21 protein-coding genes are annotated in these 22311 nt (G+C 71.9%); 13 read left to right on the forward strand and 8 right to left on the reverse strand.

Features of this window, described 5'->3' with window-relative positions:
• Genes ACWEOE_RS15975 through ACWEOE_RS15985 form a run of 3 tightly spaced genes read right to left on the reverse strand, consistent with a single transcriptional unit; the run spans window position 1 to window position 2336 of the window.
• The gene (locus ACWEOE_RS15975; protein WP_452009172.1) at window positions 1-765 is read right to left on the reverse strand and encodes a GntR family transcriptional regulator; all 765 of its coding nucleotides are present in this window, start codon (window positions 763-765) and stop codon (window positions 1-3) included.
• Window positions 762-1670: a LysR family transcriptional regulator gene (locus ACWEOE_RS15980; RefSeq protein WP_366576601.1), complete on the reverse strand. Its 909-nt coding sequence runs from the start codon at window positions 1668-1670 to the stop codon at window positions 762-764. The genes ACWEOE_RS15975 and ACWEOE_RS15980 overlap by 4 nt, the downstream gene beginning before the upstream one ends.
• A gap of 36 nt (window positions 1671-1706) precedes the next feature.
• Window positions 1707-2336: a UbiX family flavin prenyltransferase gene (locus tag ACWEOE_RS15985; protein WP_452009175.1), complete on the reverse strand. Its 630-nt coding sequence runs from the start codon at window positions 2334-2336 to the stop codon at window positions 1707-1709.
• A gap of 200 nt (window positions 2337-2536) precedes the next feature.
• Between ACWEOE_RS15985 and ACWEOE_RS15990 the strand changes: the two genes are divergently transcribed.
• From ACWEOE_RS15990 to ACWEOE_RS16020, 7 genes are all read left to right on the forward strand, one after another.
• Window positions 2537-3571: an amidohydrolase family protein gene (locus ACWEOE_RS15990; protein ID WP_452009178.1), complete on the forward strand. Its 1035-nt coding sequence runs from the start codon at window positions 2537-2539 to the stop codon at window positions 3569-3571.
• Window positions 3568-4371: an alpha/beta fold hydrolase gene (locus tag ACWEOE_RS15995; protein WP_452009181.1), complete on the forward strand. Its 804-nt coding sequence runs from the start codon at window positions 3568-3570 to the stop codon at window positions 4369-4371. Before ACWEOE_RS15990 ends, ACWEOE_RS15995 begins: the two co-directional genes overlap by 4 nt.
• Window positions 4368-5249, forward strand: coding sequence for an FAD binding domain-containing protein (locus tag ACWEOE_RS16000; RefSeq protein WP_452009183.1), 882 nt, complete (start codon window positions 4368-4370; stop codon window positions 5247-5249). Before ACWEOE_RS15995 ends, ACWEOE_RS16000 begins: the two co-directional genes overlap by 4 nt.
• Window positions 5242-5760, forward strand: a complete 519-nt coding sequence (locus ACWEOE_RS16005; RefSeq protein WP_452009186.1) for a (2Fe-2S)-binding protein — start codon at window positions 5242-5244, stop codon at window positions 5758-5760. Before ACWEOE_RS16000 ends, ACWEOE_RS16005 begins: the two co-directional genes overlap by 8 nt.
• Window positions 5757-8102 carry a xanthine dehydrogenase family protein molybdopterin-binding subunit gene (locus tag ACWEOE_RS16010; RefSeq protein WP_452009189.1) on the forward strand — a complete coding sequence of 782 codons (2346 nt, stop codon included), beginning with the start codon at window positions 5757-5759 and terminating at the stop codon, window positions 8100-8102. The genes ACWEOE_RS16005 and ACWEOE_RS16010 overlap by 4 nt, the downstream gene beginning before the upstream one ends.
• Before the next feature lie 10 nt (window positions 8103-8112).
• Complete coding sequence (locus ACWEOE_RS16015; RefSeq protein WP_452009192.1) at window positions 8113-8802, forward strand: SRPBCC family protein; 690 nt, start codon at window positions 8113-8115, stop codon at window positions 8800-8802.
• An 85-nt stretch (window positions 8803-8887) separates the two neighbouring features.
• Complete coding sequence (locus tag ACWEOE_RS16020; RefSeq protein WP_452009194.1) at window positions 8888-10243, forward strand: uracil-xanthine permease family protein; 1356 nt, start codon at window positions 8888-8890, stop codon at window positions 10241-10243.
• A 6-nt stretch (window positions 10244-10249) separates the two neighbouring features.
• Here the strand turns inward: ACWEOE_RS16020 and ACWEOE_RS16025 are convergent, their stop codons facing one another.
• Window positions 10250-11599 carry a tannase/feruloyl esterase family alpha/beta hydrolase gene (locus tag ACWEOE_RS16025; protein WP_452009196.1) on the reverse strand — a complete coding sequence of 450 codons (1350 nt, stop codon included), beginning with the start codon at window positions 11597-11599 and terminating at the stop codon, window positions 10250-10252.
• 155 nt (window positions 11600-11754) lie between these two features.
• On the opposite strand from ACWEOE_RS16025, the gene ACWEOE_RS16030 reads away from it, so the two are divergent.
• The 5 genes from ACWEOE_RS16030 to ACWEOE_RS16050 all read left to right on the forward strand — a co-directional run bounded on the left by ACWEOE_RS16030 (window position 11755) and on the right by ACWEOE_RS16050 (window position 18678).
• A complete protein-coding gene (locus ACWEOE_RS16030; protein ID WP_452009198.1) occupies window positions 11755-12708 on the forward strand; it encodes an extracellular catalytic domain type 1 short-chain-length polyhydroxyalkanoate depolymerase in 954 nt (317 codons plus the stop codon).
• 49 nt (window positions 12709-12757) lie between these two features.
• Window positions 12758-13555, forward strand: a complete 798-nt coding sequence (locus ACWEOE_RS16035; RefSeq protein WP_452009201.1) for an IclR family transcriptional regulator — start codon at window positions 12758-12760, stop codon at window positions 13553-13555.
• 86 nt (window positions 13556-13641) lie between these two features.
• Window positions 13642-15243 (forward strand): thiamine pyrophosphate-dependent enzyme, encoded by a 1602-nt coding sequence (locus ACWEOE_RS16040; RefSeq protein ID WP_452009202.1) that lies wholly within the window; start codon window positions 13642-13644, stop codon window positions 15241-15243.
• Window positions 15244-15664: 421 nt separating this feature from the next.
• A complete protein-coding gene (locus tag ACWEOE_RS16045; RefSeq protein WP_452009204.1) occupies window positions 15665-16960 on the forward strand; it encodes an MFS transporter in 1296 nt (431 codons plus the stop codon).
• A gap of 227 nt (window positions 16961-17187) precedes the next feature.
• On the forward strand, window positions 17188-18678 hold the full coding sequence (locus tag ACWEOE_RS16050) for an alkaline phosphatase family protein (RefSeq protein WP_452009206.1): 1491 nt from the start codon (window positions 17188-17190) through the stop codon (window positions 18676-18678).
• Between the two features lies 1 nt (window position 18679).
• Here ACWEOE_RS16050 and ACWEOE_RS16055 read toward each other — a convergent pair whose 3' ends face one another.
• The 3 genes from ACWEOE_RS16055 to ACWEOE_RS16065 form a co-directional block, all read right to left on the reverse strand.
• Entirely contained in the window at window positions 18680-19078 is a 399-nt protein-coding gene (locus tag ACWEOE_RS16055) for a nuclear transport factor 2 family protein (RefSeq protein WP_452009209.1), read from the reverse strand.
• Between the two features lie 116 nt (window positions 19079-19194).
• The gene (locus tag ACWEOE_RS16060) at window positions 19195-19719 is read right to left on the reverse strand and encodes a CHAP domain-containing protein (RefSeq protein WP_452009211.1); all 525 of its coding nucleotides are present in this window, start codon (window positions 19717-19719) and stop codon (window positions 19195-19197) included.
• Window positions 19720-19856: 137 nt separating this feature from the next.
• Entirely contained in the window at window positions 19857-20744 is an 888-nt protein-coding gene (locus tag ACWEOE_RS16065) for an XRE family transcriptional regulator (protein WP_452009214.1), read from the reverse strand.
• 119 nt (window positions 20745-20863) lie between these two features.
• Between ACWEOE_RS16065 and ACWEOE_RS16070 the strand changes: the two genes are divergently transcribed.
• Window positions 20864-21886: a DUF3152 domain-containing protein gene (locus ACWEOE_RS16070; protein ID WP_452009216.1), complete on the forward strand. Its 1023-nt coding sequence runs from the start codon at window positions 20864-20866 to the stop codon at window positions 21884-21886.
• Window positions 21887-21928: 42 nt separating this feature from the next.
• Here the strand turns inward: ACWEOE_RS16070 and ACWEOE_RS16075 are convergent, their stop codons facing one another.
• A complete protein-coding gene (locus tag ACWEOE_RS16075) occupies window positions 21929-22306 on the reverse strand; it encodes a hypothetical protein (protein WP_452009222.1) in 378 nt (125 codons plus the stop codon).
• Window positions 22307-22311 lie beyond the last annotated feature (5 nt).

Below are 22311 nucleotides of genomic sequence, written 5' to 3' on the forward strand. Positions count from 1 at the left end.
TCAGTCTTCGAGCGGATCGGGGTCGACCGGCCCGGGGGAGCGTTCCACCGACAGGCCGGACCAGCCGGACTCCTCGATCGCCTGCAGGCCGGCGGTGATGATGGACTTGGTGAGCGCCACGGCCAGCGGCGCGTCGCGGTCGCGGTAGGCCTCCAGGAGGCGTTCGTGGTCGTCCACCGACCGCGTGAGGCGGCCGGGCAGCGACAGGCTCACGTGGCGCAGCTGGAGCGTGCGCAGGCCCAGTGAGCCGAGCAGGCGGGTGAGCTGGTGGTTGCCCGCGACCTCGGCTTCGGCCTGGCGGAACGTGACGTTGTGCCAGAAGTAGGCGTCCACGTCGCCGCGTCCGGCGTCTTCGCGCAGGTGGGCTTGCCAGGTGTCGAGCACGTCCAGTGCGTCGTCGGGGGCGTTGCGCACGATCAGCTCGCTGACGAGGCCGTGGAGGCTCGCGCGGATCTCGTACATCTCGCGCGCCTGGCTCAGTGTCACCGGTGCCACGCGCGGGCGGCGGCGCGCGGGGATGTCCACGAGACCTTCGCGCTGCAGCGTCAGGAGCGCCTCGCGCACGGGCGTGCGGCTGCTGGCGTAGCGGCGGGCGAGCTCGACCGAGTTCACATCGGCGCCCGGCGGCAGGCGGCCGTCGATGATCTGCACGGCGAGGTCTTCGACGATGCGGTCCACGAGAGAGACGTCGGTGCGCCCGTCGCGGAGGATGCGGCGCAGGACGTCGGTGCCGGGCCGGTCGCCGGTGTCGTCCGGCACGGTCACGGGGTCTCCTCGGGGGTCGTGGCCGCGCGCAGGACGTCGAGCATCTGCTGGGCGGCGGGGGGATGGCTCGCGTTGAGCAGCCGCACGGCCGCGATGCGCCGCCGCGGCGCGGGACCCGCGATGTCCACGGCGACGACGTCGGGCCGCAGCGCCACCAGGGCCAGCCGCGGCGCCGCGCTGATGCCGACGCCCGCGGCGACCAGGCCTTGCGCCGAGAGGTAGTCCTCCGTGGCGAAGCCGATGTCCGCTTCGAACCCGGCGAGCCGGCACAGCGTCGTGAACGCCTCGTCGTAGGGCGGGCGGTGGCTGCGCACGACCCAGCTCTCGCCGGCCAGCTCGCGCAGCTCCACTTCGGACTCGCCGGCCACGGGGTGGTCCACCGGCACGAGCACGCACAGCGGGTCGTCGGCGAGGTGGATCCACTCGATGTCGGCGGGCACCGAGCGGGGGTCGAAGTCGTAGTCCCAGGCCAACCCGAGGTGGATCGACCCGTCACGCAGGTTCGCGGGCATGTCCGACGCGTGGGCCGAGCGCAGCACGATCTTGGTGTCCGGATAGCGTTCCTGGTAGGTCCGCACCACGCGCGGGATGAGGTCGGCGCCGGCGGTGGGGAACGCGCCGAGGCGCACGTAGGACTGCTGCGCCTTGAGGTCGGCCATCTCCTGCTCGATGTTCGCGATCGTGCCGAGCAGGCCCGTGCTGCGTTCGGCGAGGATGCGCCCCGAGTCGGTGAGCTCGATGCCGCGCGGGCCGCGGATCATGAGCGTGACGCCGAGCTGCCGTTCCAGCAGCGCCATCTGCTGCGACACGGCGGAATGGGTCATGAACAGGGCTTCGGCGGCCGCGGTGAAGGAGCCGCGTTCGGCCACCGCCGAGAAGATCTGCAGCCGCCGAGCTTCGAGCACCCGAGTCCTTTCCCGACCGCTCGCGCGGTCCCGCCGTCAGCCACCTTGGATGAGCGCGTCTTTGCGTCCGGTCACGTCACCGTCCCACGGCGCCGGAGCGAGCTCCCACAGGCCCACGCGGGCCAGCGCACGGCGGGCGGTGAAGTCCACCATCTCGTCGATCGTGCCGGGTCGAGAATAGAAGGCCGGAACCGGGGGCGCGATGATGGCGCCCGCTTCGGCCGCGGCGGTCATCGAGCGCAGGTGACCCAGGTGCAGCGGCGTCTCGCGCACCATGAGCAGCAGCGGCCGGCCCTCCTTGAGGCACACGTCGGCGGCGCGGGCGACCAGGTCGTCGGTGTAGCCCGTCGCGATCGCCGAGAGCGTCTTGATCGAGCACGGCGCCACCAGCATGGCTTCCACGGGGAACGAGCCCGAGGCGATCGTCGCGCCGATCTCGCCGGGCCGGTAGGTGACGTCGGCCAGCGCGCGCACCTCCTCGGCGGACAGGTCGCACTCGTGGCGCAGGGTCACGATCCCCGCCTTCGACAGCACGAGGTGCGTCGAGAAGTCCGGGCGCTCGCGCAGCAGTTGCAGAATGCGCACGCCGTAACACGCACCGCTCGCCCCGGTGATGGCCACGACGACGTTGCGCCGGGGTAGTCCTGTCGCCGCTGTACCCGTCAACGGGCTTCCGCCTTTCGTAGTGGCCCGGACGTGGCGCCGGGCTCCGGTCATCGCATCACGCCGCCCCCCGCTCGCGCGAGGGGGCCGCTGTAAGAACTGCTTACCGGGGCCGACAGCAAAGCGCGCTGGTTGCCCCTGTCCAGGGGACCTAGCGTCGGGGACCAGCGAGTTTTCCCACACGTGGTCTTCGGCACTGAGAGGTGAGTCGGACGGACACCGACGAGATCGTCCCCTACCCGGTTCTCGACACGCACGCCCACATCGTCCCCCCGTCGCTGCTCACGGCGCTGGAGAAGGCGCCGGCGTGCGGGTTCAGCGCCCGGCGCACGGAGAAGGGCTGGGTCGTCGACGTGCCCGGCATGGGCGAGACGCGGCCGATCGGCGCGCGCATGAACGAGACCGGCCCCCGGGCCGGCTGGCGCAAGCAGACCGGGGTGGCCACGCAGGTCATCTCGCCGTGGATGGACATCCAGTCGGCGTTCCTCGAGCCGGCGGCCGCGCGCGACTGGGCGCAGCGGGTCAACGACGCGATGGCCGAGTCCGTGGCCGAGTTGGGCGGCGGCACGACCGCGCTGGCGTCCGTGGCCACCGACGACGGCGAGCAGGCGGCCGCCGACCTGCTCCAGGTGTGGAAGCGCCCGGAGTTCACCGGCGTCATGCTGAGCACCGACCCGCTCACCGGCTCTGCGCCGCACGAGGAGAACTTCGAGCCACTGTGGACGGTCGCGGCCCGCGAGGAGATCCCCGTGGTGCTGCACCCGCCCACCTACGGGCCCTCGGGTGAGCTCGCCACGCTCGGCACGATGGGCAACGTGCACGGCCGGCTGATCGACAACACGGTCGCCGTGACCGAGCTGATCCTGCACGGCCTGCTCGACCGTCACCCCGGCCTCAAGGTGATCCTGGTGCACGGCGGCGGGTTCCTGCCGTACCAGGCGAGCCGGCTCGACGGCGGCTACCGCACCAAGGAGGCGTTCGCCGGCGAGCTGCAGCGCGAGAAGCCGTCGGACTACCTCGGCGACTTCGTCTACGACACCGTCGCGCTGTCCGCGCCCGCCGTCCGCTTCCTCACCGACCTCGTCGGGGCCGACCACGTGGTGCTGGGCAGCGACTACCCGTTTGCCCTGGGCGACCCGCGCCCGGTGCACACCGTCCTGGCGGCCGGACTGTCCGAAAGCGACACCGAGGCGATCCTGCGCGCCAACGCCGAGAAGATCTTCCGGAGGCCCGAATGACCCCGTCCACCTCGACCGCGGGCCCGCTGGCCGTGCGCCGCTGGGGCGCGGGCGACCCCGTGGTGCTGCTGCACCCGCTCGCGACGTCGGGCGAGCTGTGGACGCCGCTGGCCGAAGCGCTCGCCGACGAGTTCCAGGTGTTCGCCTTCGACCTGCGCGGGCACGGTGAGTCCTCGTGGGACGGCAAGCCGTTCTCCATCGCCGACCTGGCCGACGACGTCGGCGTGGCGCTCGACGCGCTGGGGCTGGAGACCGTGTCGCTGCTCGGCCTGTCGATGGGCGGCAGCGTGGGCGTGAACTTCGCCGGCCGCTTCCCGGACCGCGTGCGCTCCCTCGTGCTCGCCGACACCACCGCCTACTACGGCGACGACGCGCCGCAGGTGTGGGCCGAGCGCGCGGAGAAGGCCGTGTCCGTGCCGCGCTCGAAGCAGGTCGCGTTCCAGCTCGACCGCTGGTTCTCCCCGGAGTTCCGGGAGAACCACGCGACCGAGGCCGACCGGATCGTGAAGATCTTCCTGCGCACCAACAGCGAGGCGCACGCCGCCGCGTCGATCGCGATGGGCGAGATGGACTCGCGCGCGCTGCTGCCCTCGGTCACCGCGCGCACGCTCGTGCTCGTCGGCGAGCACGACTACGCGACACCGCCGGAGATGGCGGCCGCGCTCGCCGACGGGATCCCGGCCGCCGAGCTGGAGATCCAGACCGGCCTGCGGCACATGTCCCTGATCGAACGGCCCGCGCTCGCCGAGCGCGTGCGGGCACACCTGAAGACCGGCGTGACCGGCACGGAGACCGCATGAAACCCGGGAAGTTCACCTACCACTCGCCGCGCTCCCTCGAGGAGGCGCTCGCCGCGCTGCAGGTTCACGGCGACGACGCGAAGGTGCTGGCCGGCGGCCAGAGCCTGATGCCCATGCTCAACTTCCGCCTGGCCCGCTTCGAGCACCTGGTCGACGTGAACCGGCTCGGCGCCGAGTACGGCGAGCCGGTGTTCGGCGACGACCGGATCACGATCCCGCTGCTGGTGCGCCAGCGGCGCATCGAGCGTTCGCCCGAGGCCGCGCGGATGCTGCCGGTGCTCACCGAGGCACTGGCCCAGGTGGCGCACCCGCAGATCCGCAACCGCGGCACGATCTGCGGCAGCCTCGCCCACGCCGACCCGGCGGCCGAGCTGCCCAGCGTGCTCTCGGTGCTCGACGCGACGTTCACCATCGCGTCCTCGCGCGGGGTGCGCGAGGTGCCGGCGGAGGAATTCTTCCTCTTCCACCTCACCACCTCGCTCGAACCCGACGAGCTGCTGCTGCAGGTCAGCGTGCCGCGTCCGCCGTCGAACCAGTTCTCGGCGTTCCGCGAGTTCGCGACGCGGCGCGGGGACTTCGCGCTCGCCGGCGTGGCCGCGGTGTGCGAGGTCGACGACGCGGGCGTGGTCACCACCTGCCGCATCGCCGCCGCCGGCGTGGCGCCCACGCCGCACCGGCTCACCGACGTCGAGGCGCTGGTCACCGGCGCGTCGCTCGGCGAAGACCTGTTGCCCGAGGCCGAAGCCGCCGCCCGCGCGCAGGTCGAGCCGACCGGCGACATCCACGCGAGCGCCGAGTACCGCAGCCGGCTCACCGGCGTGCTGGTCAAGCGCGCGCTCGCCGACATCCGAGGAAAACTGGAGGCCACCCGTGCGTGACAACGCGACGGAGTTCCCCACCCGCACCCAGGACGAGACGCACACCGTCGGCCTGACGGTGAACGGCCAGGCGCACGAGGCGGTCGTCGACCCCCGGATGACGCTCGCCGACTTCCTGCGCGAGAAGCTGCGCCTCACCGGCACGCACCTCGGTTGCGAGCACGGCGTGTGCGGCGCGTGCACGGTGATCGTCGATGGCTCGGCCACGCGCTCGTGCCTCATGCTCGCCGTGCAGGCCGACGGCGCCGAGGTCGAAACCGTGGAGGGGCTGGCGGAGGACGGCGAGCTGTCGCCGCTGCAGTGCGCTTTCAAGCGCAACCACGCGCTGCAGTGCGGGTTCTGCACGCCCGGTTTCCTGATGAGCGTGACCGCGGCGCTGCGCGAGCAGACCGTGACCGACGAGGAACAGGCCCGTGAGGTGCTCTCCGGCAACATCTGCCGCTGCACCGGCTACACCGGCCTCGTGAAGTCCGTGCTGGAAGTCGCGGCAGGAAAGGACGGCGAAGCGTGAGCGACACCCTGGTCCCCGAAGGCACGATGATCGGCCGGCGCCTCGAGCGCCGCGAGGACGAGCGCCTGCTGACCGGCCACGGCGGCTACCTCGACGACCTCGACCTGCCCGACGCGCTCGCCGCGGCATTCCTGCGCTCGCCCCACGCCCACGCGAAGATCCTGTCGTTCGACGCGTCCGAGGCGCTCGCGCTGCCCGGCGTGGTCGCGGTGTTCTCCGGCGCCGACCTGATGGAGATCCAGAAGCCGCTGGCGCCGAAGGTGCAGCACCCGCAGCTGCGCGACTACCCGCGCCTGCCGATGCCGCCGGCGGAGCTGCACTACGTCGGCGAGCCGCTGGCCGTGGTGATCGCCGAGTCGCGTTACCTCGCCGAGGACGCGATGGAGCTCATCGAGGTCGAGTACGAGGTGCTGCCCGCGGTGGCGTCCACCGCCGTCGCGCTGCAGGAGAACGGCCCGCTGGCCCACTCCGGCGACGAGACCAACGTGGCCGTGCTGCTGAGCCAGAGCGCGGGCGACGCGGCGAAGGCGATCGCCGAGGCGCCGAACGTGCTGTCCGACGAGTTCTTCGTGATGCGCGGCGGCGGTCACTCGATGGAGACCCGCGGCGTCGCGGCGCGCTTCGAAGCGGCGACCGGGCAGGTCACGATCTGGGACACCACGCAGGCCCCGCACTACGCGCGCCAGCAGCTCTCGGTGATCTACGAGATGGCCGAGGACGACATCCGCGTGATCGCGCCGGCCGACGTCGGCGGCGGTTTCGGCCCGAAGGCGCAGTTCTACGGCGAAGAGGTCGTGATCCCGTGGGTCGCGATGAAGCTGGGCCGCGCGGTGAAGTGGGTCGAGGACCGCCAGGAGAACATGGTCACCTCGATGATGGAGCGCTCGCAGACCCACCGCGTCGACGTCGCGTTCGACAACGACGGGCGGCTGCTCGCAGTCAAGGACGTGATCGAGCACGACCAGGGCGCCTACTGCGCGGGCCTGCAGGTCCCGTCGATCACGACCTCGACCGTGCCCGGCCCGTACCACGTGCCGAACATCGCGATCGAGCTGCGCGCGTGCTACACGAACATGGTCCCGACCTCGTCGGTGCGCGGCGCGGGCCGCCCGCAGGCGGTGTTCGTGATGGAGCGGATGATCGACCGGATCGCCGAGCACCTCGGGCTCGACCCGGCGGAAGTGCGGCGCCGCAACCTGATCCAGGCCGACGAGTTCCCGTACAAGGTCGGCATCATGTTCCGCGACGGCAGCCCGCTCACCTACGACAGCGGCGACTTCCCGACACTGCTGGAAGGCACGCTCGAGCGCATCGGCTACGACGAGGCGCGGGCGCTGCAGGCCAAGTTGCGCCAGGAGGGGCGTTACCTCGGCATCGGGCTCTCGGTGTACATCGAGGGCTGCGGCCTCGGCCCGTACGAGGGCGCGAAGATCCGGCTGACCAACAAGGGCCGCATCCTCGTCACGCTCGCGGCGGCCGGGCAGGGCCAGGGCTACGAGACCGTCTACGCGCAGATCGCCGCCGACGGCATCGGCCTCGACATGGACCTCATCGAGGTCAAGACCGGTGACACGAGCCGGATCCCGTTCGGGCAGGGCACGTTCGCCTCGCGCATCACCGCCACCTGCGGGCCGGCCGTGATGGACGCGGCGAAGCAGATGCGCGAGCGGCTGCTCGACACCGCGGCGATCCTGCTCGGCTGCGACGCGTCCGAAGTGGACTTCGTCGGCGACAAGGCCTGCCTCGGCGGTGACCTGGAGAAGTCCGTTTCCCTGCAGCAGCTCGCGCAGACGGCGAACATCGGCAAGCACGGCATCACGATGCCGCGCGGCATCAAGGCCGGCATCGAGACGCAGAGCTACTTCTCGCCGGAGCGGGCCGCCTACGCCAGTGGCGCGCACGCCGCGCTCGTGGAGGTCGACCCGGAGACCGGCGAGATCGAGATCCTCAAGTACGTGATCGGCCACGACTGCGGCAACGTGATCAACCCGCTGCTCGTGGACGGCCAGGTGCTCGGCGGCTTCGCCCACGGTGTCGGCAACGCGATGTACGAGGAGCCGGTGTACGACGCCGAAGGCCAGCCCCAGGCGACGAGCTACCTCGACTACGCGCTCGTGTCGGCCACCGAGGTGCCGCCGGTCGAGCTGTTCCACATCCAGACCCCCAGCCCGCTCAACCCGCTCGGGGTGAAGGGCGCGGGGGAGGGCGGCACGATCCCGGCACCGGCCACGATCGCCAACGCCGTGGAGGACGCGCTGCGCCCGCTGAAGGCCCGCGTCACCCGGGCACCCATCACCCCGGCGCGCATCGTCGACGCCATCGTGGCCGCGGGCCAGGACTGAGAGGCACCGGATGCTCATCGAAAACTCCTTCGACGTCGCCGCCGACCCGGACGAGGTCTTCGCTTTCCTGCAGGACGCGCACAACGTCGCCGCCTGCTTCCCGGGCGCGGAGCTCGTGGAGGACCTGGGTGACGACTCCTACCGAGGCAAGGTGAAGATCAAGGTCGGGCCGGTCACCGCGGCCTACCAGGGCGTCGCGAAGATCGTGGAGAAGGACGCCGCCGCCCGCGTGGCGGTGCTGGAGGCCGACGGCAAGGACACGCGCGGGGCCGGCACGGCGAAAGCCAAGGCGACCATGCGCGTGACCCCCGCCGCGGAGGGCTCGCACGTCTCCCTCGAGACGGACCTGACCATCTCCGGCAAGCTCGCGCAGTTCGGCCGGGGCATCATGTCCGACGTGTCCGGGCGTATGGTCGGCGAGCTCGCTACGCGGGTGCGGCAGCGGATCGAGAACGGGGAAGAGGCCCCGGCGCCCGCCGCCGCCGCGGCAGCGGCTCCGGCGACCAACGGCTCGGCGGCGGCCGCCCCGACCGCCGCCGCTGCCACATCCGCGAGCGCCACTGCCACGGCGACCGCACCCCGTCCCGCTCCCCAGTTCGACGAAGCACCGCCGATGAAGGCGTCGGTGCTGATCCGCATCGTGCTCGCCGGGTACCTCGAACGCTGGGCCGCCCGCCTGCGCAAGTCCACCGAAGCCTGACCCGTTCTCCGCGCCCCGCCTCCCTCTCCCCGTCCCCCCGCTCGATGGCCGCCACAGCCGTCCGTCATCGCTTGGAGCTTCCCCCATGGCCGTCACCGCCGCCGCCACGGCTCCTGCCCGCTCGGAAACCGATTCGGTCCCGATCTTCGACGTCGGGATCGACGACAAGGTCAAGATCTCGAGCTCGATCGGGCTCGGGGTCCAGAACATCCTCGGCATGGCCGGGCTGCTGATCTTCCCGGCGCTCATCGGCACCGCGTTCAAGCTCTCGGCCACCGACACGGCCTACCTCTACGGCGTCACGTTCATGACCTCCGGCCTGGTGGTGATCCTGCAGTCGGTGTTCCTGCTGCGGCTGCCGATCGTGCAGGGCCCGTACGCCGGTTCGCTGGCCGCGCTGCTCGCGGTGGGCCACGGCAAGGGCGGGCTGGGCGCGGCGTTCGGCTCGATGGTCGTGGCCGGGCTGATCTGGTGCGTGCTCGCGATCCCGATCAAGAAGTACGGGCTGGTCACGTACCTGTCGAAGTTCGTGCGCGACCCGATCATCTGCGGTGTGCTGGTGCTGATCCTCGCGACGCAGCTCACCAGCACCGCGTTGCCCAACGTGCTGGGGGCGCCCGGCAGCCCCGGGTTCCCCGGCACGAACCTGGTGTCGGGCGTGGTCACGGCGCTGGTGGTCATCCTGCTCACGTTGCTGCCCAAGGGAACCATCCTGCGCCGCGGTGCTGTGCTGGTCGCGGTGGTCGTCGGCACGGTGGTCTACGCGATCTTCGAGCCGACGCACTTCGCGGGCGTGGTGCACAACGTGGGCTTCACCGTGCCGCGGATCTTCCCGTTCGGTTTCTCGGTCGACGGTGACCTCGTGCTGATCTTCTTCATCACGCTGTTCCCGGCGATCGCGGAGAGCATCGCGACCTACGACATCGTGGCGGGTTGGGGTCGGCAGGAGCTGTCGGGTTTCCGCGTCTCCCAAGGGGTGTTCGGCGAGGTGCTGGGCAGCACCGTCGGCGCGATCTTCGGCGGGATGTCCACGCTGGCCTACCCGGACAACATCGGCCTGCTGCGCGTGACCAAGGTCGGTTCGCGTTACGTCACGCTGGCGACCGGGATCATCCTGCTCGTGCTGGGCGGGCTCGGCCCGTTCGACCACCTGCTGCAGGCCGTGCCGCTGCCGGTGCTCGCCGCGGCCGGCACGGTCCTGTTCGGCGTGCTGTTCGCGAGCGCCATCGACACGCTGTCCGGCGTGCACTGGTCTCGCGACAACCTGATGCTCGCGGGGTTCCCGTTCATCACCGCGATCGGCGGCCTGTTCGTGCCGCCGGCCACGATGAAGGTGCTGCCGCAGGTGGTGCAGCTGGTCCTGCAGCAGCCGCTGATCCTCGGCACCGTGCTGCTGCTCCTGATGAAGGCCGGGTACGGCTTGCGCCGCAGCGCCGCCTGAGCCGGGTCAGAGTGAGCAGGAGGTGGCCAGCTCCGCGGGAGTCGCACCCGCGGAGCGGGCCACCGTTTCCGACGCGGGCGGTTCGGTGCCGCGCAGCCAGCCCGCGAGCGCGGTGAACGCCGTGCGGAAACAGGGCGCGATGGGCCGGAGCCGGTCGGGGAACGTGTCGACCAGGCCGTCGACGTGGTTGCCGCCGTCGATGCGGTAGTAGCGGTGCAGCGCGCCGCGTCCGGCGTGCTCGACCATCCGGGCGTAGACGTCGGAGTCGCGGCTGATCGGCAGCAGGCTGTCGAGCGTGCCGTGCAGGGTGATCAGCGGCCGGCCGAGACGTCCCGTGAGCGCGATCTTCGCGACCGCCCGGTGCACGGCGGCGGGGCGGGCCGCGTAGTCGTAGTCGGCGTCGCACGCCGGGGTTCCGCTGGCGCAGAAGGGAGTGCCCGCCGCCAGGTCGCCGTCGAACGCGGGGTCCACCTCGGCGCGGTAGGTGCGTTGGGTGAGGTCCCAGTACACCTGGTCGTGGTAGAGCCAGAGGAACTCCGAGCCCGGCGCGAAGCCCGCGTCGAGGATCGCTTGGTGCGCCTGGGGATCTCCGGCGGCGTACGCGGGGTAGTTGCGCAGCGCGGGCGGCAGGAAGGTCAGCAGGTTCGGACCACCCGCGGTCCAGAGCGTGCCTTCCCAGTCGACGCCGCCGTCGTAGAGCCACGGCCGGTTCTCCAGCTGCCAGCGCACGAGGTACCCGCCGTTGGACAGCCCGGCCGCGATCGTCCGCGTGGGCGCGCGGCCGTAGTGGCGGGCGGCGGCGAGCTTCGCGGCCACGGTCAGCTGGGTCACGCGGTCGTTCCATTCGGCGATGGCGTCGCCGGGTGCGCGGCCGTCGGCGTAGAAGTCCGTGCCGGTGTTTCCCTTGTCGGTGGCCGCGAACGCGTAGCCGGCGGCGAGCACCTGGTCGGCGATGGCGCGGTCGCCTGCGTACTGGCGGCGGGTGCCGGGGGAGCCGGAGACCACGAGCCCGCCGTTCCAGCGGTCCGGCAGCCGCAGCACGAACTGCGCGTCGTGGTTCCAGCCGTGGTTGGCGTTGGTCGTGGAGTAATCCGGGAAGTACCCGTCGACCTGGACGCCGGGCACGCCGCTCGGTGCGGGCAGCCCGGCCGAGGTCAGTCCCGCCCAGTCGGCCTGCACGGTGTGCCCGGTCGCGAGCGTGCCGGTGGTGGTGAGGTCGGCCAGGCACGCCTGTTCCTGGTGCGCCGCACCGGGAACCGCCACCGGCGCGCACCCGGGGGCCGCCGTCGCGGAAGGGGCGAGGAGGGTGCCGGCGAGCAGGCCGGCGAGGACGAGGGGGAGCCGCCGCGTACGCATGTCGAGGACGGTAGGACCGGACCACCGCCCGGCGGTATCCGGCGAGCCCACACAAACCGGGCGCCGGTTGTGGTGGCCGGCACCGTGGGCACGCCGCGTCCGCGTTCCTACGCTGAGCGTGACGGTGTCACCGAGGTCACAAGGAGGTGGTCGGTGTGCGGAAGGTCCTCATCGGAGCGCTGGTGTCGGCTCTGCTGGTGCTCCTGCCCGGGTTCGCGTCGGCGGCGGCGATCAGGGAGGTCACGGGGTTCGGCACCAACCCCGGGGCGTTGAAGATGTACGAGTACGTGCCCGACGGGCTGCCCGCCGGGCGACCGGTCGTGGTGGCGTTGCACGGTTGCACGCAGAACGCGACCGGCTACGGCCAGGGTGCCGGCTGGGTCGAGCTGGCGGACCGCTGGCACTTCGCGCTCGTGCTGCCGCAGCAGCAGCCGGCGAACAATTTCACGAGCTGCTTCAACTGGTTCCAGTCCGCAGACACCGCCCGCGGATCGGGTGAGGCCGAGTCGATCGCGCAGATGACGCGGCGCGCGGTCGCGGACACGGGTGCCGACGCGTCGCGGGTGTACGTCACCGGCCTGTCGGCGGGTGGGGCGATGACGTCGGTCATGCTCGCCGCGTACCCGGAGCTGTTCGCCGGCGGCGCGGTGGTGGCCGGGCTGCCGTACGGGTGCGCTTCCTCGACGCTCGACGCGTACTCGTGCATGTACCCGGGCAAGGACCTCACGCCGGCGCAGTGGGGCGCGAAAGTCCGTGCGGCGGCACCGTTTTCCGGCGCACGGCCCACCGTGAGCCTCTGGCAGGGCGCGGCCGACTTCACCGTCGCACCGGCGAACCTGCGTGAACTCACCGACCAGTGGACGAACGTGACCGGGACGCCCGCCACACCGTCCACAACGGACACCGTCGGCGGATTCCCGCACGCGGTGTACCGCGACGGCGCGGGCCGCGCGGTGGTCGAGACCTACTCGATCACGGGCATGGGCCACGGGCAGCCGGTCGCGCCGGGGACCGGACCGGACCAATGCGGGCACGCCGGCGCCTACCTGCTTGCGGTCGGCGTCTGCGCCGCGGCACAGGTCGGAAAGGCCTGGCACCTGGCGGCCTGAGGGAGAACCGAGCCGCCCCCGCTTGCCTCCGCCGCCTCACCGGCGGAACATGGGTGGCTCGGTATCCCCGAGGTCAGGGAGGCGCGCGATCGCCGGCAACGCTGCCGAACCCGGGCGCACGGTGCTCAGCCGTGCGTTCGCGATCCTGGATTCGTTCCTCGACGGCCGCTCCGAGCAGACGCACGGCGAGATCACGCGGGCCACCGGGTTCGCGCCCGCCACGGTGTACCGGCTGCTCGCGGAGCTGGTCGCCTGGGGTGCGCTCGAGCGCACCGGCCGCGGCCGCTACCGGGTCGGCCTGCGGATGTGGCAGCTCGGTTCGCAGGCGCCGAGCGGTCGCGAGCTGCGCGACGTCGCCCTGCCGTTCCTGCAGGACCTGCTGCAGGTGACGCACGAGGTCGTGCACCTCGTGGTGCTCGACGAGGGCCGGGCCCTCTACCTGGAGAAGCTCGAGGCGCACCCGGACGTGGTGGTCACCTCCCGCGTCGGAAAACGCTTGCCGCTGCACGCGACCGGTCCCGGCAAGGTGTTGCTCGCGCACGCGCCCACCGAATGCGTGGACGAGGTCGTGGCGGCCGGGCTGGACCGCCGGGCCAGCGGCACCATCACCGATCCGGCGCGGTTGCGCGGGGTGCTCGCGGAGATCCGCCGCTCGGGCTTCAGCATCTCCCGCGACGAGATGACCGAGGGCGCGTCGTCGGTCGCCGCGCCGGTGCGCGGGCTTTCCGACGAGGTCATCGCCGCCATCTCCGTGGTCGTGCCGAGCAGCACGCCGAACCTCTCGCCGTTGATCCCGGTCGTGCGGATGGCCGCGCTCGGCGTGTCGCGGGCGCTGCAGGCTGGCTGAAGTTTTCCGTCCAGTGCGAGCCGGGGTGGGCTCGCGCACCGGAGGTCCCGGACACTCCTGAGCTATCAGACGCCAGGGAGGTTTCGTTGCCCGCCACCGTCCGAGACGCCGCGTTCGCCGTGCTGCGCCACTACGGCGCGACGAGGCTGTTCGCCAACCCCGGTTCGACCGAGATCACGCTGCTCACCGATCTGCCCGGCGACTTCGAGTTCGTGCTGGCGCTGCACGAGGGGTCGGTGGTCGGGATGGCCACGGGCTGGGCGATCGCCGCGGACCGGCCGGCGGTCGCGATCCTGCACACCACCGCGGGCCTGGGCAACGCCGTCGGCGCGCTGGCGACCGCGCGCGTGAACCGGGCTCCGCTGGTCGTGCTCGTCGGGCAGCAGGACCGCCGCCACCTCGCGCTCGAGCCGTTCCTCGCGGGCCACCGGCTCGACGACGTCGCCGCGCCCGCGCCCGTGTGGGTGGGCGAACCCGCGCGGCCGCAGGACGTGCCGGGCGCGCTGGCCCGCGCGTGGCACGAGGCCCGCGACCACCGCGGCCCGGCACTGGTGATCGTGCCGATGGACGACTGGCTCGCCCCGGCCGACGACGAACCGCTGCCCGCGCCGGCCCGGCTGGTCCGGACCACCGCCGCGGAGCCGGAGGTCGTCGACGAGCTCGAAAAGTTCGTGGCCGGCGCGGAAAAGCCGGTGCTCGTGGTCGGCGCAGGCGCGGACGACGCCGAGTCCTGGCAGGCGCTGGAAGCGCTCGCCGAGCGGCTGCGGTGCCCGGTGTGGCAGGAGGCCTTCGGCGCCCGCGCCGGCTTCCCTCAGGACCACCCGCAGTTCGCGGGGCACCTGCCGCCGGGCCGCGCGGAACTGCGCAAGGTGCTCGCCGGCCACGACGCCGTCCTCGCGGTGGGCGCGCCGGTGTTCCGCCAGTACCCGCGCGAACCCGGCCGGCTGATCGGGCCGGGCACGCGCGTCGCGGTGGTCACCGACGATCCCGGCGAAGCCCACCGCAGCCCGGCCGATCTCGCCGTGCTCGCCCGACCCTCCGCCGTGTGCCGGCCGCTCGCCCAGCGGCTGCCGGAGCGACCCGCATCCGTCGAGTCGGTGGGCCGCACGATCGACCTGCCGCAGCCGTCCGGCGCCGGATTGGCCCCGGAGCACGTGTTCGCCGCGCTGGCGCGCCGGCTTCCGCGTGATGCGGTGCTGGTGGAGGAGACGCCGTCGAGCCGGCCGCTGCTGCACGCGCTCGTGCCGGCCCGTGCGCCGCTCGGTTTTCTCAGCGCCGCCATGGGCGGTCTCGGGTTCGCGGTGCCGGCCGCGCTCGGCGTGCGCATGGCGCGCCCGGATCGCCCGGTGGTCGCGGTGGTCGGCGACGGCTCGTCGCTGTACGCGATCCAGGCACTGTGGAGCGCCGCCCACTACGACGTGGGCGTGCTCGTGATCGTGCTCGCCAACGGCCGGTACGCGATCATGGACGAGCTGGCCACCCGCCACGGCAACCGATCGGCGGGCCGCGGCGCCGCACCGTGGCCCGCGTTCGACGAGATCAGCGTCAGCGGCCTCGCGCACTCCCTCGGCTGCCCGGCCCGGCGAGTCTCGACCCACGCGGAACTGGAGTCCATTTTGGACGAGTTACTGCCCGGGCTGGCGAACGCCACCCGCCCGCTCGTACTCGACGTGGCAGTGACCTCGTGACCGCGCAGGACGGCCCGCTGCTCGACCCGCGCAGTGGCGAGGCACTACCACTCGACTTCGCAACGGGCCGCACCAACGCAGGTCCGCATGAACCCAGGCCTTCCCCGGCACCCCGATCCGAAGCCTCCTTGTCGTCGACACAATCCAGCTTCGGGGTGCAGACTCAACGCAGGCCGCGCCGCGAGCCCTGCGGTGTTCGGCACAGCGCACCGGCCTGCCAATCCGGCCTCGGGGTGCACGCCCAAGCCGCGCCGCGAGCCCCACGATGCCAACCGATGTCCCGCTCACCACGCCGGCCCACCAGCCTGAGATCTTCGCCCCGGTCGCGCCCGTCGTTTTGGGTCACCGTCCGCGGTGAACCCCCGCTGTACCCATTCCGCCGACCCGTTCCCCAATCCCCTCCGACGACGTAGGTGATGACATGACGGTTCCCTCCCCGGCCGACCCCCGCGCCCGCTACGCGCGCTGGGTCGCCCCACTGTGCTGGACCGCGGTGGCACTGGAAGGTTTCGACCTCGTGGTGCTGGGCGTCGTGCTGCCCGCACTGCTCAAGATCCCGAGCTGGGGCCTCGACCCGAACTCGGCCTCGCTGATCTCCGTGGTGGGCCTGCTCGGTGTGGCCGTGGGCGCGCTCACCGTCGGCCCGGCGAGCGACCTGTTCGGCCGGCGCGGCATGATGCTGCTGACGGTCACCAGCTTTTCGCTGTTCACACTGCTCTGCGCGGTGGTCGACGACCCGTGGTTGTTCGGCGTGCTGCGCTTCCTCGCCGGACTCGGGCTGGGCGGTGTGCTGCCGACCGCGCTCGCGCTGATCACCGAGTACGCCCGCGTGGGCCGCGGGGGCAGCTCCACCACCGTGTTGATGACCGGCTACCACGTCGGTGCGGTGCTCACCGCGCTGCTCGGCATCCTGGTGGTCGAGCGGTTCGGCTGGCAGTGGATGTTCGTGATCGGCGCGGCGCCGGCGGTGGTCCTCGTGCCGCTCATGGTGAGGTTCCTGCCGGAGTCGGCCGAGTTCCTGAAGGTGCGCGGCATCCCGGCGGCTCGCAAGACCCGGACCGCGCGGGCGCCCCGCGAGCGCAACCCGGTCGCCATCCTGTTCCGCCACGGCTACGGACGGGTGACCATCGCGTTCTGGGTGACCTCGTTCATGGGTCTGTTGCTCGTGTACGGCCTCAACACCTGGCTGCCGCAGATCATGCGTGAAGCGGGGTACGAGCTCGGCGCGGCGCTCGCGCTGTTGCTGGTGCTCAACGTCGGCGCCGTGATCGGCCTGCTGATCGGCGGCCGCGTCGCCGACCGCGTGGGCTACCGCCGGTCCACGATCATCTGGTTCACCGCGGCGGCCGTGTTCCTGGCGTTGCTGAGCATCAAGCTGCCCGGCTTCAGCGTGTACGTCGGGGTGCTGCTGGCCGGGATCTTCACCTTCAGCGCGCAGGTGCTCGTGTACGTCTACGTCGCCCGCGTCTACCCGGCCGCCGCCCGCGGCACCGCCCTCGGCGCGGCGAGCGGCATCGGCCGCTTCGGCGCGATCTCGGGCCCGCTCGTCACCGGGTTCCTGCTCACCGCGGGGCTGGCGTACCCGTGGGGCTTCTACCTCTTCGCCGTGGTCGCGGCCATCGGCGCGGTGGCGATCACGATCGTCAACCGCGACCCGGCGCCCGACGCGCCCCTGGAGGTGACGGCGAACGACGAACCGGCCGCGCGGCCTGAGTGAGGACCGGGTTCAGGTGCGACCGAGGGAGCTGCCGGGGTACTGAGCGAGTCCTCTGTGGATGGTGCGCCGTCCAGGCATGGAACGGGAGGAATCACCCATCCGCGGGACTTTCGCGCAGGCGTTCAACCGAAGTTCAATCGGTGGCCACCGGCCGGATCACCCGGGGCTCAACCGCGGCCGAAAGCCTGTCGGAGCTCCCCGCCGTGCCCGAAGCCGGAAGGATTCCGATGACCGAGACCCCGGAGAACGACAGAACCGGTTTGACCCGCCGCAGGTTGTTCGGCGCCGCGGCCGCCGGTGGGCTGGCCGCCGCCGCGGCCGTGTTGCCGCCGAACGTCCGCTCTGCCCTGGCATCCCCGCCCCCGGCCGGCGGGCACCTGCGCGACATCAAGCACGTCGTGATGCTGATGCAGGAGAACCGCAGCTTCGACCACTACTTCGGCACGCTGTCCGGGGTGCGCGGGTTCGACGACCCGCACGCCCTGCGGCTGCCGGGCGGGCGTTCGGTGTTCCACCAGCCCGACCCGACGCACCCGGACGGCTACCTGCTGCCGTACCGCCTGAACACGAAGATCACCGCGGCGCAGGCGATCCCGTCCACGAGCCACGCGTGGAGCGTGCAGCACTCGGCGTGGAACGACGGGAAGATGGACAACTGGCTGTCGGCGCACCTCGCGGCCGACGGCGCCACCAAGGGCCCTTACACGATGGGCTACTTCACGCGCGAGGACATCCCGTTCCAGTACGCGCTCGCGGACGCGTTCACCATCTGCGACGCCTACCACTGCTCGGTCCTCGGCCCGACCTGGCCGAACCGCTACATGTGGCTGTCGGGCACCATCGACGCCGACGGGCAGTTCGGCGGCCCGTCGCTGGAGACCGGCAAGGTGCCCGACGGGCACTTCACCTTCAAGACCTACCCCGAGCGCCTCACGGAAGCGGGCGTCAGCTGGAAGGTCTACCACTCGCCGGGCGGCGCCACCGGGCTGCCGCCGTTCAACGCGATCAAGGCCTACGCCGACGCCGAGCCGGGCGAGCCCCTGTACGACCAGGCCATCGCGCCGTCGCCGCTGGGCCAGTTCGAGTACGACGCGCTGCACGACCAGCTGCCCACCGTGAGCTGGCTGCTGCCGCCCAGCGCCATGGACGAGCACCCGGCCAACCTGCCCGCGGCCGGCGCCACCTTCGTCGCCGGCAAGATCGACGCGATCGCCGCCAACCCGGAGGTCTGGGCCAAAACGGTGTTCATCCTGTCCTACGACGAGAACGACGGCCTGTTCGACCACGTCGTGCCGCCGACCCCGAAGCCCGGTACCCCCGGCGAGTTCGTGACCGGCACCTCACCCAGCGGCGTCAAGGGCGCGGGCCTGCCGACCGGCCTGGGCTACCGCGTGCCGTGCATCGTCGTCTCGCCGTGGACGGCCGGTGGGTGGGTGAGCTCCGAGACCTTCGACCACACCTCGCAGCTGCGCCTGCTGGAGCACGTCACCGGCGTGCGCGAAACGAACATCAGCGACTGGCGCCGCCGCACCGTCGGGGACCTCACGTCGGTGTTCCGCTTCCACGACGCGAGCAAGCACGCGTCGGTGCTGCCGGACACCCAAGGGCAGTACACCCTCGCGCAGTACGAGGTCGCGCAGCTGCCCAAGCCCGCGGCGCCCACCGGCGGACAGGAAGTGCCGCACCAGGAACGGGGTCACCGCCCGCAGGTGCGCTGACTCAGGCGCTGACCGCGTCTCCGTGACGGTGGGCCACGCGCCACACGCCGTGTTCCCGGCGGTACACCTGCGTCGCGCGCAGGGTGTAGGTACGGGGCTCACCGTCCACGGTGGCCGTGATGTGCTCGAACCCGCTGGTGTAGGCCAGCTCGCCGGACACGCCCGAGGCGACGAGTTCGAACTGGTAAGCCGTGCAGGCGGAGAAAGTCTTGCCCAGGGCCGTGAAGAGGGTTTCGACCTCGCCTCGGCCCTGGGCGTTGCGCCAGGCGCCCAGCACGCTCACCGGCTCCGTCCGCGACCAGATCCTGAGCCGGAGCGCCGGATCGCCGTTGTGCAGGGCGACTTCCGCGTCGTGCAGCGTGGTCTCGACCCACACGAGGAACTCGTCGTGATCGCTCATGGAAGTCATGATGCGCCCAGCGCCGGGGGAAAGCGCCGACGTGGATTTCAGAGCGCCGACGGACTCGGCCGGACAACGGGAAGGCGTTGTCCGGCCGAGAGACTTCGTGCGCGGGATCAGTCGGTGAAGTGGATGTAGCGGAAGTCGCCCTTGTTCAGGTCGTGCACGAGGTAGTGGCCGTCGCCGTTCCAGTTGTAGTCCTCGACCGTCACGGTGGAGCCGTGGACGCTGTCGACGACGGCGACGTGGCCGTAGCGGCCCGCGTCGGTCTGGGCGATGGAGCCCGGGGTGGGGGTGTTGTCGACGCGGTAGCCGTGGCTGCGGGCGTTGTCGTCCCAGTACTTCGCGTCGCTGTAGTTGCGGGTGTTCACGCCGTGGGCGGCGACGGTGTAGGAGGCCCACGAGACGCACTCGCGGTTCCACATGTTCCAGTCGTCGAGGATCGAGTCCTGGCGGGCGTTGCGCCACTTCGCGGGGTAGTTGTCGCCGATGAGGTTGCCCGAGGCCGACGGCGCGGCCGTGCCGAACTGCGCGGCCATGGTCAGCGGCGCGGCCGGGGCGGCGGTCGCGGTGACCGCGCCGGTGGCGGTCAGGACGGCCGCGGCCGCCAGGATGGTCAGGATCCGGGGAAGTCGGCGCATGGCCTGCCTTTCCGAGGCGCGGTGGGGACAGGGCGGAAAATAACCGGCGCCGGCGCGGTGGTTCCAGATCCGAGTGGACGGCGGGCGATCACCGCTGTGGACGCGCAGGTCGGGGGGTCGTGTTCACAGAATTGACGTCACCACGTCCAGCACGCGCCGCAGATGCCCGGCCGCACGTCGCGGGTCGCGAAGGTGGTGGCGTGGGTCGTGCCGACGCGCAGCGGGTCGCCGGTGTGGCGGGGCCCGTCGGGGCCGCGGCGTTCGAACGAGCGCACCTGCCGGGGCAGCCGCAGGCCGAACTGCGCCTGGCACACGTACTCGCGCACCGGCCGCGTGAAGCGCCGGCCGTACTCCTGCGCCGGTGCGCCCGGCGGCAGCACGATCTCGTACTCGACGGCCGTGACCTCGCCGGCGGCGAGCACGCGGTCGAGCAGCAGCTCACCCGCCGTCATCCCGGTCTCGCGGTTGACCCGCACGCGCCCGACGCGCGCGAACCGCACCCCCTGGTACCGCGGTTCGGCGGCGAGCGGGCCGTCGGCCTGGTGGTAGGTCATCATGCGGTCGACGCCGTCCATGGTGGCCTCGGCGACGAGCCGCACGTGCAGGGCGCGCTCGCAGCCGTTGTCGTCGATGGCCACGCGGTCGTGCACCGACCAGAACGCTAACTGCCCGTCGGGCGGCGGCTTGAGCTCCGCGGTCAACGGGCGCAGGTCCGGCCACAGCCGGCGGCGCTCGACGCGGTCGGGCGGGTGCCCGAGCCAGCGTCCGCGGGGCGCGCGCGGGCCGAGCAGCGACGTGAGCGAGCCGGGGGAGAGCTCCAGCACGGCTTCGAGCTGGGTCACGGCGTGCAGCGACGTCTCGCGCTCGGGCCGAGAGCGGCCGCGGCGCCAGTACGACAGGGCGGAGCGCGAGAGCGTCACGCCCCGCGCGGCGAGGTGGTGGCGGACCCGGTCGAGGGAGAGCCCGGAGTCTTCGATCGCGGCGTCCAGCGTGACCGCGAACGAACCGGGGTGCTGCGCAGACACGCGAACAGCATGATCAACAGCCCGCACGAGCGGAACCGACGAAAGTCGGGCGCACCCGCCGTGACCCACGCCGCTTGGTCTCAACCTTTCCGCCGTCCCACCCGTCGGACGGGGTGGAGATGTCGCCACCAGAGCTGGGGAAGTGCGTGCCGCAGGACGACCGGCGCAGTGGGGAACCGCTGTGCGCCGTGTGGAAACCGTTGCCGGAGCGAAAATCCGCGCCACGGAAGGAGGTTTTCCCGCGCACCTCCGGCTGGTGGGTCTACGCCCTGGCGATCATGGTCGTGCTCACCGTGCTGGTGCTGGTCGACACCGCCACGACGGCAGTCCCCTCGACCGCGGCCCAGCAATCGGCCCAGCAACCGGCCCAGCAATCGGCCGAGCAGCCGGCCCCGCCCGCGCCGGCCGCGTCCGGCGCGCTGGACGACGTCACCGAGCCGGGCGTGCCCGAAAACCCCGCCAAACCCGCCGACCCGAACGTGCCCACCGCGGAACTGCCCGCCGGCGGCGCGTTCACGCAGACCGGCCGCGGCACCTGGCACGTGATCCCGGGTTCCGGCCCGAAGATCGGCACCGGCCGCCTGTACCGCTACACCGTGGAGGTCGAGGACGGCATCGACGCGGCCGCCTACGCCGGTGACGACAGCTTCGCCGCGGCCGTGCAGGGCATTCTCTCCGACCCGAAGAGCTGGACCGTCGACGGAAAGGTCTCGCTGCAGCGCGTGGACTCCAGTGACCCGAACCCGGACTTCCGCGTGAGCCTGTCCACCCCGGACACGACCCACCGCGCCGACGCCTGCGGTTTTTCCATCACCTACGAGGCTTCCTGCTACCGGCGCAGCCTGCACCGCGTGCTCATCAACCTCTCGCGCTGGGTCCGCGGCGCGAAGGCCTACGGCGCGAACATGACCGGCTACCGCGAGTACGCGATCAACCACGAGGTGGGCCACGCGCTCGGCCACTCCCACGTCGGCTGCGGCGGCACGGGCCAACCCGCGCCCGTGATGATGCAGCAGACCTTCGGCGTTGCCGACGACTACGTCGCCCGCCTCAACAACGTGCCCGGTGGGGACCAGGGCGCGGTACCGGCGGACGGGCGGGTGTGCGTGACGAACTCGTGGCCGTTCCCCGACGGGCACTGAACCGCACGCTCACTCGAGGCGTATAACGCTCTATACCGCTGGTCAGAACGGCGCTGTGGTGCATGCGGCCGGACCGATCTCCTTCCACTTCCCGCTTTCGAACGCGAAGAAGCGCAGGCACACCAGCTCGCCCTTCGCCACCTGCTGCCCGATGTGGATGACCTCCGCCGCGGTGGTGCCCGAAGACGTCGGCGGACGGTTCCAGCCGCGGCCGAAGACCTGGAAGTAGCCGTACTTCGCCTTGATGGGGTCGTTCCGCAGCGCGATGACCTGGTTCACGTAGAGCTTGCTGCCGTCGGTGCTGTTGCAGAAGGCCGCGGTGCAGACCTTCTCCAGCTTCGCCGAAGCCGTGCCGGCGAACAGCGACGCGGCCAACGCGGACAGCACGCCGACGACGGCGATCCTCCGGGTGGTGTTCATGGTTC

It is taken from the genome of Amycolatopsis sp. NPDC004368 (assembly GCF_053602515.1).

Coding starts and splice junctions, on each gene's coding strand:
- ACWEOE_RS15995 (WP_452009181.1), top strand. CDS start 3,568: ATGACCCCGTCCACCTCGACCGCGGGCCCGCTGGCCGTGCGCCGCTGG.
- ACWEOE_RS16000 (WP_452009183.1), top strand. CDS start 4,368: ATGAAACCCGGGAAGTTCACCTACCACTCGCCGCGCTCCCTCGAGGAG.
- ACWEOE_RS16015 (WP_452009192.1), top strand. CDS start 8,113: ATGCTCATCGAAAACTCCTTCGACGTCGCCGCCGACCCGGACGAGGTC.
- ACWEOE_RS16020 (WP_452009194.1), top strand. CDS start 8,888: ATGGCCGTCACCGCCGCCGCCACGGCTCCTGCCCGCTCGGAAACCGAT.
- ACWEOE_RS16025 (WP_452009196.1), bottom strand. CDS start 11,599: ATGCGTACGCGGCGGCTCCCCCTCGTCCTCGCCGGCCTGCTCGCCGGC.
- ACWEOE_RS16035 (WP_452009201.1), top strand. CDS start 12,758: ATGGGTGGCTCGGTATCCCCGAGGTCAGGGAGGCGCGCGATCGCCGGC.
- ACWEOE_RS16045 (WP_452009204.1), top strand. CDS start 15,665: ATGACGGTTCCCTCCCCGGCCGACCCCCGCGCCCGCTACGCGCGCTGG.
- ACWEOE_RS16050 (WP_452009206.1), top strand. CDS start 17,188: ATGACCGAGACCCCGGAGAACGACAGAACCGGTTTGACCCGCCGCAGG.
- ACWEOE_RS16055 (WP_452009209.1), bottom strand. CDS start 19,078: ATGAGCGATCACGACGAGTTCCTCGTGTGGGTCGAGACCACGCTGCAC.
- ACWEOE_RS16060 (WP_452009211.1), bottom strand. CDS start 19,719: ATGCGCCGACTTCCCCGGATCCTGACCATCCTGGCGGCCGCGGCCGTC.
- ACWEOE_RS16070 (WP_452009216.1), top strand. CDS start 20,864: ATGTCGCCACCAGAGCTGGGGAAGTGCGTGCCGCAGGACGACCGGCGC.
- ACWEOE_RS16075 (WP_452009222.1), bottom strand. CDS start 22,306: ATGAACACCACCCGGAGGATCGCCGTCGTCGGCGTGCTGTCCGCGTTG.